Source organism: Streptomyces sp. NBC_01304 (assembly GCF_035975855.1).
Lineage (GTDB): Bacteria > Actinomycetota > Actinomycetes > Streptomycetales > Streptomycetaceae > Streptomyces.
Genome location: NZ_CP109055.1, coordinates 2,650,175 through 2,663,765, shown reverse-complemented (window position 1 = coordinate 2,663,765; position 13,591 = coordinate 2,650,175). Strand labels below are relative to the sequence as shown.

12 protein-coding genes are annotated in these 13,591 nt (G+C 71.9%); 5 read left to right on the top strand and 7 right to left on the bottom strand.

Features of this window, described 5'->3' with window-relative positions:
- Window positions 1-89 precede the first annotated feature (89 nt).
- Complete coding sequence (locus OG430_RS11615) at window positions 90-749, bottom strand: hypothetical protein (protein WP_327352378.1); 660 nt, start codon at window positions 747-749, stop codon at window positions 90-92.
- 168 nt (window positions 750-917) lie between these two features.
- Between OG430_RS11615 and OG430_RS11610 the strand changes: the two genes are divergently transcribed.
- Window positions 918-1,346 (top strand): LysM peptidoglycan-binding domain-containing protein, encoded by a 429-nt coding sequence (locus OG430_RS11610; RefSeq protein ID WP_327352377.1) that lies wholly within the window; start codon window positions 918-920, stop codon window positions 1,344-1,346.
- A 183-nt stretch (window positions 1,347-1,529) separates the two neighbouring features.
- Here the strand turns inward: OG430_RS11610 and OG430_RS11605 are convergent, their stop codons facing one another.
- Window positions 1,530-2,825 (bottom strand): sulfite oxidase, encoded by a 1,296-nt coding sequence (locus OG430_RS11605; RefSeq protein WP_327352376.1) that lies wholly within the window; start codon window positions 2,823-2,825, stop codon window positions 1,530-1,532.
- Window positions 2,826-2,989: 164 nt separating this feature from the next.
- Here OG430_RS11605 and OG430_RS11600 point away from each other — a divergent pair, with 164 nt between their 5' ends.
- The gene (locus OG430_RS11600) at window positions 2,990-3,610 is read left to right on the top strand and encodes an RNA polymerase sigma factor (RefSeq protein WP_327352375.1); all 621 of its coding nucleotides are present in this window, start codon (window positions 2,990-2,992) and stop codon (window positions 3,608-3,610) included.
- A complete protein-coding gene (locus tag OG430_RS11595) occupies window positions 3,607-4,833 on the top strand; it encodes a CU044_5270 family protein (RefSeq protein ID WP_327352374.1) in 1,227 nt (408 codons plus the stop codon). Before OG430_RS11600 ends, OG430_RS11595 begins: the two co-directional genes overlap by 4 nt.
- Before the next feature lie 55 nt (window positions 4,834-4,888).
- Here the strand turns inward: OG430_RS11595 and OG430_RS11590 are convergent, their stop codons facing one another.
- The 3 genes from OG430_RS11590 to OG430_RS11580 form a co-directional block, all read right to left on the bottom strand.
- On the bottom strand, window positions 4,889-6,034 hold the full coding sequence (locus OG430_RS11590; protein WP_327352373.1) for a S8 family peptidase: 1,146 nt from the start codon (window positions 6,032-6,034) through the stop codon (window positions 4,889-4,891).
- Window positions 6,035-6,266: 232 nt separating this feature from the next.
- Window positions 6,267-7,889 carry a malate synthase A gene (gene aceB, locus OG430_RS11585; RefSeq protein WP_327352372.1) on the bottom strand — a complete coding sequence of 541 codons (1,623 nt, stop codon included), beginning with the start codon at window positions 7,887-7,889 and terminating at the stop codon, window positions 6,267-6,269.
- 200 nt (window positions 7,890-8,089) lie between these two features.
- Window positions 8,090-8,719 (bottom strand): nucleotidyltransferase family protein, encoded by a 630-nt coding sequence (locus tag OG430_RS11580; protein ID WP_327352371.1) that lies wholly within the window; start codon window positions 8,717-8,719, stop codon window positions 8,090-8,092.
- A gap of 84 nt (window positions 8,720-8,803) precedes the next feature.
- On the opposite strand from OG430_RS11580, the gene OG430_RS11575 reads away from it, so the two are divergent.
- Window positions 8,804-10,870 carry a protein kinase domain-containing protein gene (locus OG430_RS11575; RefSeq protein WP_327352370.1) on the top strand — a complete coding sequence of 689 codons (2,067 nt, stop codon included), beginning with the start codon at window positions 8,804-8,806 and terminating at the stop codon, window positions 10,868-10,870.
- Window positions 10,871-11,036: 166 nt separating this feature from the next.
- Complete coding sequence (locus tag OG430_RS11570; RefSeq protein ID WP_442816474.1) at window positions 11,037-11,351, top strand: DUF5955 family protein; 315 nt, start codon at window positions 11,037-11,039, stop codon at window positions 11,349-11,351.
- 88 nt (window positions 11,352-11,439) lie between these two features.
- Here the strand turns inward: OG430_RS11570 and OG430_RS11565 are convergent, their stop codons facing one another.
- Window positions 11,440-11,943: an FBP domain-containing protein gene (locus tag OG430_RS11565; RefSeq protein ID WP_327352368.1), complete on the bottom strand. Its 504-nt coding sequence runs from the start codon at window positions 11,941-11,943 to the stop codon at window positions 11,440-11,442.
- A gap of 72 nt (window positions 11,944-12,015) precedes the next feature.
- Entirely contained in the window at window positions 12,016-13,485 is a 1,470-nt protein-coding gene (gene yczR, locus OG430_RS11560; RefSeq protein ID WP_327352367.1) for a MocR-like transcription factor YczR, read from the bottom strand.
- Window positions 13,486-13,591: the final 106 nt, after the last annotated feature.

The following is a 13,591-nucleotide window of genomic DNA, read 5'->3' as shown; positions in this document are numbered from 1 at the left end:
GTTCCTCGCTTCTCCTGTGGGGTTCATGCCCCTCAACTGGTGTGTGCGGTACGCCATTCCCGTGCGGAGCTGTCAGGCCCGCGCCGTGCTCAGACCCGCCGCGGCGACGCGAGCAGCCAGCGTCCGGCCTGCCCACCCCGCCCGGCATGCTCGCTGACTTGCCACCCCGCCCTCTCCAGGGCCTCCGAGCAGGCCCGTATCTCCCCCTCGGCCCCCGCCGAGAGCCGCACCGCGACCGCCTCCGGCTGCGGGGTCTCCGCCACCGCATAGCCCCCGCCGGTCCCGCCCGCCCCGCCCGCGGGTCGGCACCCCGCCGCCTCCAGGGCCAGCGCCGCAGCCTGCGCCAGATGGGTGCGCTCCCACCCGCACGGCCGCTCCGTCGCCCCGTCCGTATTGGTCATCCGGCGCAGCTCGACCAGCCCCTGCCAGGCGCTGCGCACCTCGCGCTCCCGGTGCGGCCCGGCGGTCCAGGGCTCCGCCCCGGTACGGGCCCGGAAGACCCCGGAACCGGCGTCCGTGACGGGGGCCGGCGGGGGAGGCGTCGCGCTCAGGAAGTCCTGTCTGAGCCGGTGGCCCGCCGGGGTCAGGAAGTACGCCCGGGGCGGCCGCGCGTGCCGGAAGGCGAGCCCCCGCCGGACCAGCCCCACCAGCTGGGCCTCGGAGCCGCTCAGCCGCCCGCTCGCCTCGTCCGCGCGCTCCACGATCCGGCGCAGCCCCGCCGTCAGCCGCTCGTTCGTGCGTTCCTTCATCGGGCCCCCTCCCGTGCCGTCCGCCGGACCCTGCCCGGCGACTTCCATGGTGCCGCGCGCCACTGACAACGGCCCGTCTCCGCGCGCGCTGAGCGCCACGCCGGGTGACAGTGGGCCGGGGGGCCGACATCCGGGACACCCGGACACTCCAACCCCCAGGAGGCAGAGATGGGAATCTTCGACAGGTTCAAGCACGACAAGAAGTCCGACGACTCGGCCAAGGAACAGGTCCAGGAGCAGGCCGCCCCCGGCCAGTCCGCCCCGGCTCCGTCGAGCGGCGACACCCCGGCCGCCACCGCCGAGAAGTACGCCGGAGCGACCGAGGACGCGGTCGACGCCACCAAGGAGGCCGCCGACCGCCTCGCGGCGAGCGCCCGCATCGCCCCCGAACCCAAGGCGGAGGCACCGGCCGCCGCCGCACCCGCGGCCCCCGCCCACCGCACGTACACCGTGAAGCCCGGCGACTCGCTCTCCGCGATCGCCCGCCACGAGCTGAACAACGAGAGCCGCTGGCACGAGATCTACGACCTCAACCGGGCCGCGATCGGCGGCAACCCGGACCTCATCCAGCCGGGCACCGAGCTCAAGCTTCCGTAACTTCTGAGAACGACTGGGCTAGGGCCTGTCCGGCGGATCTTCGCGGGCCCACGACGCCTGGCACGCACTCTCGCCGCACGCCCGAATCACCCAAGTACGTCCAGTACGAGGGCGATCCGGGCGCACGCCGAGAGCACGCACCAGACGCCGCGGGCTCTTCCGCGAAGATCCGCCGGACAGGCCCTAGGCGACCACGGTGACGGGATGCCGGACCACCGCGTCGAACAGATAGCCCTGCGTGTTGTGCACCGTCCGCTCCGGCTGACGGTTGCCCCGGGTGTCCGTTGCGCGCGCGAGGAGCTCCGTTTCCCCGCCGCGCACCGGACGCCAACGCGCCGACCAGCGCACCCAGTTGTGCGCCCGCGCGGGATCGCGAAGCCGGGCCCGGGTCCAGGTCGCGCCGCCGTCCGTGCTCACCTCGACCGAGGCGATGCCGCCCTTGCCGGACCACGACCGGCCGGTCAGCGTGTGCGTCTCGCCGGCCGCGAACTCCGCGCCCGCCGCCAGCTCGAAGGTGCTGCGGACCGGCTGCCGGGTGAGCGGCTCGGTGCCGCCCGGCGGGTACGCGGCGCCGAAGAGCCGGTAGAAGTCGGTGTTCCACGGCGAGTAGAGCGGTACGTCGGACACCTCGATGTCGCCCACCCACTTGATGGACGCGATGCCCACCCAGGACGGTACGAGGACCCGTACGGGATGCCCGTGGTCGTGGGGCAGCGGCTCGCCGTTCATCTCGTACGCGAGAAGTACGTCACCGAGCGCCTTGGCGACCGGCAGCGGTCGTCGCACCCGCCCCAGGTTGGCGCCGTCCGCCGTCACGTAGTCGGCGTCGAGCCCGCGCGGCTGCACATCGACGGCGTCGCGCGCGATGCCCGCCCTTTTGAGTACGTCGCCGAGCCGGACCCCGCGCCACCGCGCGCTGCCGATCGCACCGAGCCCCCAGGTGGTGCCGGTGACGCTCTCGCCCTGCTGGGACGTGAAGTAGCTGCGCCCGTTGCCCGCGCACTCCACCAGCGCGTCGGTCGTCACGGCGGGCAGCCGCCGCAGATCGTCGAGCCCGAACTCGGCCGCGCGTCCGCCGCGCAGCCCGGAGCCCCACACCTTCAGGCTCCAACTGTCCGCGTCGAGCACGGGAGTCGAGGTGTGGTTGCGCACGAAGAAGCGGTCCACCGGGGTGTGGAACCCCTTGCCCTGCCACGACGCGACCTTCGACTCCGCGTTGGTCCCGCGCACCGTGAACAGCTCGGGCGGCAGCGGCTTCACGATCCCGGCCGCAGCCGCAACCGTGGCTGATGCGCTTGCCGATGCTGATGCCGGGGCGGCACCCGCGGCACCGAACGCGGCGGCCCCGCCCGCTGCGGCCAGGAGCTTCAGCAGGACGCGGCGGTCGACGCCGTCCGCGCGGGCGTCCCCCGCGAGGAACTGCCGCAGCCGGCGGCGGTCGTACGAGTGCTCATCGACGAGATCGACATGATCATGCATGCGGACATCCTGCCCGCGGGGCTCGCCCCAACTCCATGACGGCACCGTGAAGTTCGTATGTCGCAAGTCGGCGGTAACAATCGGCCGCCCCGGACCACTACCTCATGACAACGGTCCAGGATCACCGAAGGAGGTACCGGGGGTGGCCGATGGGTGAGCCGGAGATGAGTGAGCCGGAAGCGGCGGAACGCTTCACGGCGATGTACGACGCGTGCAGACAGCGCGTCTGGGCCTATGCCGCGGCCCGCGCGGGGCGGCAGGCGGCCGACGAGGCGGTGAGCGAGACCTTCGCCGTGGCCTGGCGGCGCATCCGGGACATCCCGGATCCCGCCCTGCCGTGGCTCCTCGGAGTGGCCCGCAACGTGCTGCGCGAGGCGGCCCGCGACCAGGTGCGCCGGGAGGCGTTCGCCGCGCAGTACCTGGCGGGGGAGGGGGCGGCGGCACCGGAGGGGGATGTCGCCGACACCGTCACCGAGCGGATGGCGCTGCTGCGCGCCCTGTCCGGGCTCGGCGAGGACGACCGGGAACTCCTGGTCCTCACCGCCTGGCAGGGACTCGGCCCGCGCGACGCGGCCCGGGTCGTGGGCTGCTCCACGGCGGCGCTGCGGGTGCGGCTGCACCGGGCCCGCAAGCGGTTCGCCACGGCCGTGGAAGTCCTTGAAATCGCCGACGGCGAGCAGCAGTTGGCCGGCCGGACGCAACCTCGCATGGAACGCATGGAACGCATGGAACGCATGGAACGCATGCAACGGATCGACCGTATGGCAGGAGACGAAGCCCGATGACGAAGCAGACGCACGACCGGCGACGGGGCGACGTCCTCGACCGCCTCGCGGGGGCCCGCCCCGCCCACCTCGACCCCGACCGCCCGGTGACGGCCGAGACCCGCGTCGCCGAGCTGACCCGGGCGATGCGCGGGACTCCGCGCACGGCGGCACGGCGGCGACCGTACGTGAAGCCCGCGTGGGGCATCGGTCTGGTCGCGACCGGGACCGCGATCGCGGCTCTGGCCGTCACGCTCAACAGCGGCAGCGACAACGCCGCGCCCCAACAGGACGCCTTCAGCTGGAAGTTGGGGCAGCAGCAGGCGCCGACCGGCACGGTGGCGGCACGCCCCGTCCTGCGGGCCGCGGCGGCCACCGCGCTCAAGGAGCGCACGCCGAAGGGGCGCTACTTGAAGGTCGACTACGACTACTGGCAGAGCTTCCCCATTCGCGACACCGAGATCCCGTACACGATCGTGGGCGGCGTGCGTATGACAGCCTGGTCGGACATCAGGACGGGGGGGCTCATCGGGCCGCAGAAGGAGATCGCCTACGCCCCGTCGACCGAGGCCGACCTGAAGGCCTGGAAGAAGGACGGCTCGCCTAATCCGGCCCCGATCGATCCCAAGGTGCCGTACCGCGTGTCCGGCGGCACCGTGGGCGACATCGGGGACGGCCCGTTCAAGGTGCTGTTCGAGGCCAGAGAGAACGGCATGGAACGGTTCGGCCGGATCTACGCCAATCGCGCCAAGCCCTACTACATCGGCCGCGCCGTCACCCTGAAGGAACTCCGAGCCCTCCCCACCGACGTGAAGGCCCTGCGCGCCGACCTCATGACGGGGTGGACCGGTGATGCCAAGAAGCGGAATCCCACGCAGGAGGGCTTCCTCTTCGAGGCTGCCCACAGCCTGATCCTCGACCTCCCGGTCGAACCCGCCCTGCGCGCGGCGGCGTTCAAGATGCTGGCGGACCTGGAGGACGTGACCGTCCAGGAGAAGGCCGTCGACGTGGCGGGCCGCACCGGGGCGGCAGTCGTCCTCGACCAGAAGGACAGTCGCGGTGGCGTGCTGCGGCAGCGCCTCCTGTTCGACCGTCAGACCTCGCGCGGTCTGACGTACGACATCTCGGTGGTGGAACCGGGCGGCCGGTACCAGTCGTTCGCGCCGGGAGCGAACATCTACTCGGAGGTCGTGAAGAAGATGGTCTGGACGAACGAGGGACCCCCCAAGAGTCCCCGGCCGTAGCGCCACCAGCAGCGAAGCCGGTCCCCGCGCACTGCGGGGGCCGGCCGCGTGTGCGTCAGCCGGTGACGTTCAACAACCGGTTGGGCGAGCCCGGTCCGGGATTGACGACCACCCCGTAACTCGCGCTGTCCGTCAGTACCTTGGCCACTGCCGCCGGGCTGTCACCCGGCGAGACGCCCAGCCGCACGGCCGCCGCACCGGTCGTGTGGGCGGTCGCCATCGACGTACCGGAGACCGTAGCGACGGCCTTGTCGGAGGTGTTCCAGGCGGAGGTGATGGAGCCACCCGGCGCGAACAGGTCGACCGACGGACCGTAGTTGGAGGACCCGAGGCGCCGGTCGGCGGAGTCCGTCGCGCTGGTGGTCAGCGCCTCGGTCACGCGGGCCGGGGAGAACTGCCCGGCATCCGCGTTCGAGCTCCCCGCGGCAACCGAGTAAGTGACGCCCGCCGCAATGGAGTTGCGTACCGCCTGGTCCAGCGCCTCATTGGCCGACCCGCCCAGACTCAGGTTCGCCACCGAGGGCCCGCTGTGGTGCGCGGTCACCCAGTCGATGCCCGCGATGACCCCGGCGGTGGTACCGCTCCCGCTGTCGTTCAGCACCCGCACGGCCACCACCTTCGCCTTCTTGGCCACGCCGTACTTCTTGCCCGCGATGATCCCCGCGAGATGCGTGCCGTGGCCGTTGCCGTCCTGCGCGGTCGCGTCGCCGTCGACGACGTCCGTGCCGTACGCGGCCCGCCCGCGCAGCTCCTGGTGCGTGATGCGTACGCCGGTGTCGATGACGTACGCCGTCACCCCCGCGCCCGCCGAGTCCGGGTAGCGGTACAACCCGTCGAGCGGCAGCGTCTTCTGGTCGAGCCGGTCCAGGTTCCAGGTGGGGTCGGTCTGCACGGCGAGGGCGTGCACCGGGGTGTCGCGTACGACGGAACGTACCGAGGGATCGGCGGCAAGCCGGGCGGCCTCCGCGCGCGTGGCGGTCACCGCGAAGCCGTTCAGGGCCGTGCGGTACGTGCGGTCGATACGGGCGCCGGAGCCCTCGACCAGCGATCTCGCCTGCTGCGAGGCCGAGTTGAGGCCCTGGGCCGGGGCGAGCGTGACGATGTACCCGGACTCCGGGGCGGCGGCCGCAGGGGTGGCGGCAAGCCCCAGACCGAGCACGGCCAACGCGGAAAGGGTGGCGGTCGTACGCATCCGAACCATGCGAGGGATCCTCCTCATGCGGTGGTGCGCCTGTGGGGAGAGAGCCACGCGAGTCTGGGGCCGGCCATCTGCCCGGCGCAAGGCCACAGTTGGCCAAAACATGACCGCCCCGCGGCGCCGAATGGCGCCGCGGGGCGGTCATGTTTTCAGGGGCGCGGGGAACTGCGCGACCAGCCCCCACCGACCCGCAGATCACAACCGGCAGATCATGACCTCAGGTCGTTCGGGCTACTCAGCCAACGAGCTGCTCATACGCAGGCAGCGTAAGGAAGTCCGCGTAGTCCGCGTCGAGCGAGACCTGAAGCAGCAGGTCATGCGCCTGCTGCCAATGCCCGGCCTGGAAGGCCTCCTCGCCGATCTCGGCACGGATCTTGCCAAGCTCTTCACCGGCGATCTTGCGGGCCAGCGCGTCCGTGGCCTGCTCGCCGTTCTCGAAGACGACACCCGCGTTGATCCACTGCCAGATCTGCGAGCGAGAGATCTCCGCGGTGGCCGCGTCCTCCATGAGGCCGAAGATCGCGACGGCGCCGAGGCCGCGCAGCCACGCCTCGATGTAGCGCGTGCCGACCTGCACCGCGTCGACCAGGCCCTGGTAGGTGGGCTTGGCGTCGAGCGAGTCGATGGCGATCAGGTCGCCGGGCGCCACGGAGACGTCCTCGCGCAGGCGGTCCTTCTGGTTCGGCTTGTCGCCGAGCACCGCGTCGAAGGAGGCCATGGCGATCGGGACCAGGTCGGGGTGGGCGACCCAGGAGCCGTCGAAGCCGTCGCCGGCCTCGCGGTCCTTGTCGTTCTTGACCTTCTCGAACGCGACCTTGTTGACCTCGGCGTCCTTGCGGGACGGGATGAAGGCCGCCATGCCGCCGATGGCGTGCGCACCGCGCTTGTGGCAGGTACGGACGAGGAGTTCGGTGTACGCCCGCATGAACGGCGCGGTCATCGTCACGGCGTTGCGGTCCGGCAGGACGAACTTGGCGCCGCCGTCACGGAAGTTCTTGACGATGGAGAACAGGTAGTCCCAGCGGCCCGCGTTGAGACCGGCCGCGTGGTCGCGCAGCTCGTACAGGATCTCTTCCATCTCGTACGCGGCCGTGATCGTCTCGATCAGGACGGTGGCGCGGACGGTGCCCTGCGGGATGCCGACGTAGTCCTGCGCGAAGACGAAGATGTCGTTCCAGAGGCGGGCCTCGAGGTGCGACTCGGTCTTCGGGAGGTAGAAGTACGGGCCCTTGCCGAGCTCGATGAGGCGCTTGGCGTTGTGGAAGAAGTACAGGCCGAAGTCGACCAGGGCGCCGGGAACGGGGCGGCCGTCGAACTTCAGGTGGCGCTCCTCCAGGTGCCAGCCGCGCGGCCGCATGACCACGGTGGCGAGCTGGTCGGCGTCCTTGAGGGCGTACGACTTGCCGGACTTGGGGTCCGTGAAGTCGATCTTGCGCTCGTAGGCGTCCACCAGGTTGACCTGGCCGAGGACCACGTTCTCCCAGGTGGGGGCCGAGGCGTCCTCGAAGTCGGCGAGCCAGACCTTGGCGCCCGAGTTCAGGGCGTTGATGGTCATCTTGCGGTCCGTGGGACCGGTGATCTCGACTCGGCGGTCGTTCAGCGCGGCCGGGGCCGGCGCGACCTTCCAGGAGTCGTCCTCGCGGATGTGAGCGGTCTCCGGGAGGAAGTCGAGCGTTGAGGTGCGGGCGATCTCGGCGCGGCGCTCCTGGCGGCGGGCGAGGAGCTCGTCACGCCGGGGCGTGAACAGCCGGTGCAGCTCAGCCACGAAGGCAAGGGCCGCGTCGGTGAGGACCTCTTCCTGCCGGGGCAGGGGCTCGGCGTCGACGATGGCCAGCGGGGACGGCGCTGGTGCGGACATGAGCTGTCACTTCCTTCAGCGGGCGGTGCCTGTACATACGGCACTGAGTGCCGCTTGGGCCGTACGTACGGTCCCAGGGCCGCCGGGTTACGGGGCGCTTCTGACCAGTGGATAGTAGTTTCCTCATGGTGGAACTTCAATGGTTTGTTGATGTCGAGATTCTCCGGATCAACAGACCATGGCGCTGAGTGCCACCTCCGTTACCGAAGGTGTCGCAGATCGGCCTCTGTATCAATGTCGTACGCCTCGGCCACGTCCGCACATTCGACGAGCGTGATGTCCGCCTCATGCGCCCCGAGGTAGTCCCGCGCCCCCCGGTCGCCGACCGCGCCCGCCGCGATCGCCGGCCAGTGGTCCGCGCCGAAGAGCACGGGGTGCCCGCGCTTCCCGTCGTACGCGGCCGCCGCCAGGCTCGACGGTGACGCGTAGGCCCCGCGCACCCGGGCCACCGCCGCGGTTCCGATTCCCGGCTGGTCCACCAGGCAGACGAGCGCCGCCCGCGCGCCCGTCTTCGCCAGCGAGTCGAGGCCCGCCCGCAACGAGGAGCCCATGCCCCCGGCCCAGTCCGGGTTGTCGAGCACCACACACCCGTCGAGGCGCGCCCGTTCCCGTACGGCGTCGGCCTGTGCGCCGAGGACGACGTGCACCTCGGCGCACCCGCCCTCCCGCAGCGCCCGCACCGCGTGCTCCACCAGGGGCCGCCCGAGGTGGGTGAGGAGCGCCTTCGGGCGGCCGCCGAGCCGCCGTCCGCCACCCGCCGCGAGCAGCAGCCCGGCGACAGGGACGCCGGGCGAGACGGGGGATTCCGCTTTGTTACCTGCACGTGGCATAACCACTGCATACCGCACTACCGGGGTCGGATAAGGTGCCGGACGTCTTGTATGGGTGAAGTAAGTGGTGGGGAACGGGGATTGATGAGCACTCAGGGTGCCGAGGGCGTCTTCAAGCCGCTGGAGGGCGACGACCCGCGTACGGTGGCGGGCTACCGCCTCACGGCGAAGCTCGGCTCGGGCGGCATGGGCAAGGTGTACCTCTCCTACACGCCGGGCGGCCGGCCCGTCGCCATCAAGGTGATCCGGCCCGACTTCAGCGAGGACGCCGAGTTCCGCCGCCGCTTCAAACAGGAGGTGCGCGCCGCCCAGCGTGTACAGGGCCTGTACACCGCGCCGGTGATCGACGCCGACCCCGAGGGCACCAACCCCTGGCTGGCCACCGCGTACGTTCCCGGCCCGGCGCTGTCCGCCGCCGTCACGGAGCACGGGAAGCTGCCGGTCGACACGGTGCTGCTGCTCGTCGCGGGCATCGCCGAGGCGCTGCACGTCATCCACGGCGCCGGGATCGTGCACCGCGACCTCAAGCCGTCGAACGTCCTGCTCGCCGCGGACGGACCCCGCGTCATCGACTTCGGCATCGCCCGCGCCGCCGACGCCACCTCGCTCACCGGCAGCGGCGTCACCATCGGCACCCCCTCCTTCATGGCGCCGGAACAGGCGGCCGGGAAGAAGGTCACCGGGGCCACGGATGTCTTCGCGCTCGGCCAGATCGCCGCGTTCGCCGCGATGGGCGCCCCCGCGTTCGGCGAGGGCACCTCGCACAGCGTGCTCTACCGCATCGTGCACGAGGAGCCCGACCTCACCGGACTCCCCGCATCGCTGCGCGAGTTGGTCACCCGCTGCCTCGCCAAGGACCCGGCCGAGCGGCCCTCCGTGACGGAGGTCATCGGGCTCTGCCAGGCGGCCAACGCCGAGACGGTGCTGCGCCGCCCGGAGGACTGGCTGCCGGGCACGGTCGCCGCGGACATCACCGGACGGGCCGCGGCCCCGGCGCCGCCGCACACCCCGCCGCCCCCGGTCATCGCCCCGGCCCCGGTCATCGCACAGGCCCCCGCCCAGCCGGCCCAGGCTCCGGCCCAGCCGCCCGCGCTCCCGCCGACGGCTCCGGCACAGCCGCCGGCCGCCGCGCCGCAGTACGGCTATCCGCCCCAGCAGGGCCAGCAGGCGCCCGCCGCCGCCCAGGCCCCGACCCCGCCGCCGCAGTACGGGTACCCGCCCCAGCAGAGCCAGCAGCCCCAGGCCGCCGCTCAGCAGGCCGCGCCGCAGTACGGCTACCCGCCCCAGCAGGACCAGCAGCCCCCGGCCGCCCACGCTCCCACCCCACCGCCGACCCAGCAGTCCGGCCCGGCCACCCCGCCGCCGGGCTTCGGGCCCAACGCGTACGACACCGCCGCGATGCGGGACCCGGGCCCGGCCGCGCACGAGCCGACGCCGCCGCCGGTGACGCACGGGGGACAGGGCGCGGGCGCGACGACGGCGCTCCAGGCACAGGCCCAGCCCAAGAAGAAGAAGCGCCGCGCCCTGCCCATCGCGATTGCCATCGCCCTGGTCCTGGGCATCGGCGGCGCGGGCGGCGCGTACTTCGCGCTGAAGAAGGACGACGACAAGAAGAGTTCGCAGTCACAGGGCAGCGACAACAGCAAGTCGAGTCAGGGCACGGACGACGGGTCTCAGGGGCCGGCGTCGTCGGACGAACCGTCCGACGACGCCTCCGACGACAGCGGCCAGGCGGTGCCGAACCCGGAGCCCGTGACGAAGAACAGCATCGACCTCACTGCCGGCTACCACCTGTCCTTCACCGACGATCCGCTGGGGAAGCCGGACGACACGGACGCCACCGAGGACGACCTGGAGTACGACAACACCTATGAGACAGGTGTGTTCGAGCCCGGCGACGGCGGCAAGATGATCCTGCTCAACAACGCCCAGAAGGGCAGTCTGGAGCTGTGCCGCACGGAGACCCGATTCAGCGAGTCGATCTCGTTCGACCGGGTCAGCGTCGGCACTCAGTTCTGCGTACTCACCCCGTCGGGCCACATCGGCCTGGTCACCTTCAAGCACTACTCGCCCAAGAGCGACTCGAGCCAGTACGTCAACATCGACCTGACGGTCTGGCGCAACGCCATGGACGTCCAACCGACCAGCTGAGTCACGTCCCCGGAGTGGCGCAAACCGTACGCGATGGCGTTAACTGGCCGACGGCTGCGGGCGACTGACCACCGCCCGGCACGCCGGAAACACGCTCGACGAGCACGACAGAACGACAGAACGACGCACAAGGGTGTGCGAGGGGGAGAAGCCTGTGTTGCGAAGCATGAGGCAGAGGTCTGTGACCGGCAGCGACGAGGACCCGAGGGTGACGGAGCTGCGCCTGGCCGTGTCCAGGCTGCGCCGTGAACTCGCCGGGCACCCGGCCGAGTTCCCGGACCGGGCGATCGCCGAGGACGAGCTGGCCGCACTGGACGCGATGGCGTCGAGCGGGGTCCCGGAGATTCCGCGGCTGCGGCGCTCGCTGCTGCTGATCGCGGGCGCGGTCGGCTCGGTCAGCGCGCTGACCGCAGGTCTCACGGCGGTCCGCAGCGCGGTCGACCTGTTCGGCGAGACGCCCCGCCAACGCTCGGGCGACTAAGCCGGGCGCGAAGGGTTAGTGGGGGAAAGCGGACAAGCGAAGTGGGGCGAACCGGACAGTTATCTGCCCCGTTCGCCCCACAAGCAGTTCAGGCCGCCGCGACCTTCGCCGCGAAGACGTCCAGGTTCGCCTGCATTCTGGCCAGGCGCTCGTCCAGCGAGAGGGTCTCCTCGAACTGCTTGGCCGCCAGCTTCGGCTGCCGCTTGCCCCGCAGGTACAGCGAGCAGGCCAGGTCGGCGCAGACGTAGATGCCGACCGTATTGCCCTCGCGGCCGCGCGCACCCGCCAGCGGGGCCGCGAGCAGGCGGACGCCGGAGGAGGCGTGGCCGGTGAGGCAGACCTGGCAGATGCTGGACTTCATCGCGCTGGTGCGGTTCAGGGACGGCACCCGCAGGGAGATCCCCAGCGGTCCGTCGGGCGTGGGCAGCACGAGGTGGGCGCGCAGCGGCGCCCCCGGGTCGACCCAGCCCAGGAAGTCCAGGTCTTCCCAGGCCAGCGTGGCGAAGTCGAGCGGCAGCTTGAGCCGGGCGGCCTCACCCTTGGTGCAGTTCACGAAGGATGAGCGGATCTGTTTTTCACTGAGCGGTTCCACGGGATACGACCCTACGCAGCCGTGGATCATGCCGCATCCGAATATCTCCGCCACACCGCGCCTGAGCTGCGGCTATGCCACCCAGTGCGGCTGCCGCGGTGCGAGCGCCGACGCGGGCAGGTCCGTGCTCAGGGCCGTCGCGAGCCGGCGCGCCGCCTCCTCGCACACCTCGGCGGGCAGCGTGAAGGGGATGCGCAGCCGGTGCTCGTACGTCCCCGGATCCGCCCCGAACCGCGCCCCGCCCTCGATCCGCACCCCGTGGTCGAGGGCGGCCCGCGCGAGTGCCGTGGCCATCGGGCGGCCCAGGTCGACCCAGAGGGACAGGCCGCCGGCCGGCAACTCCCAGCGCCACTCCGGGAGATGGCGGGCCAGGGCCGCGGCCAGGGCGTCGCGCTGCGCGCGGAGCCGGGGCAGCCGCTCGGCGAGCACGGTGTCCATGTCCTTCATCAGGTGCAGGGCGACCAGCTGGTCGAGGACCGAGCCCGCCATGTCGAGGGTGACCCGGCGCTGCGTCAGCTCCGTGATCAGCCGGGAGCCCGCCCGCACCCAGCCGATGCGCAGCCCGCCCCAGTGCGTCTTGCTCAACGAGCCCACGGTGACGACCTGTTCGGCCTCGCCGTGCTGCGCGAGCGAGGCGAAGGGGGCGGGCGGCGCGGCGTCCAGGGCGATGTCGGAGAGGGTCTCGTCGATGATCAGCCAGGTGCCGGTGCGGCGGACCGCGTCGAGCAGGCGGCGGCGCTGCTCGGCGGGCATCACGGCGCCGGTCGGATTGTGGAAGTCGGGGATCATGTAGGCGAGCCGCGGCGCGGTCTGCCGCAGCGTCGACTCGATCAGATCGCTGTCCCAGCCGTCGGCGGTCACCGGCACCGGGGCGGTGCGCAGGCCCGCGCCGCGGATGGCGTCGAGGCCGTTCGGGTACGACGGGTTCTCGACCAGGACCCGGTCGCCGGACTTGCCCAGCAGGCCGAGGGTGAGCGAGACGGCATGCTGGGCGCCCGAGGTGATCAGGATCTGGTCCGGCAGGGTGGGCAGGCCGCGCCGCGTGAACCGCTCGGCGACCGCCGCCCTCAACTCCGGGATTCCGTACGGGTGGTAGCCGGGTGAGGCCGCCAGCTCCGTGAGCATGCCGCCGGCCGCCCGCAGTGCCGCGGCGAGCTCGGCCTGTGGGGCGTACGGCGCGGCGAGGGCCAGGTCGATGACGTCGTCCCCGGCGGGGAAGGCCGCCACGCTGGTCGGCCGCTGCCCCTCAGGGAGCAGGGTCCAGGTGCCGGAGCCGCGCCTGCTCTGCGCGAACCCGCCCTCGCGGAGCAGGTCGTACGCCGCCGTGACGGTGGCCCGGCTCACCCCGAGGGCCCCGGCCAGATCGCGCTCGGCGGGCAGCCGGGTGTGCAGCGTGATCCGCCCGTCGAGCAGCAGGGTGCGCACGCCCTGCGCGAGCGCGCGATAGCCGGGCCGTTCGCCGGCGGTGGCCGCGAGCAGCGTGGCCAGACTGCGGCTGCCGAGCATCCTGTCCACGGACTGGACGACTTGAGACCCTGCCATGCCAACTCCCCTTGATTGGCCCTGCACTCCAGGCCAATCACCCTACAGACTCCGTATTGGCCGGGCGAAGTGGCCTGGTGCAGGTCTGAAATCCAGGGGAGAGGTG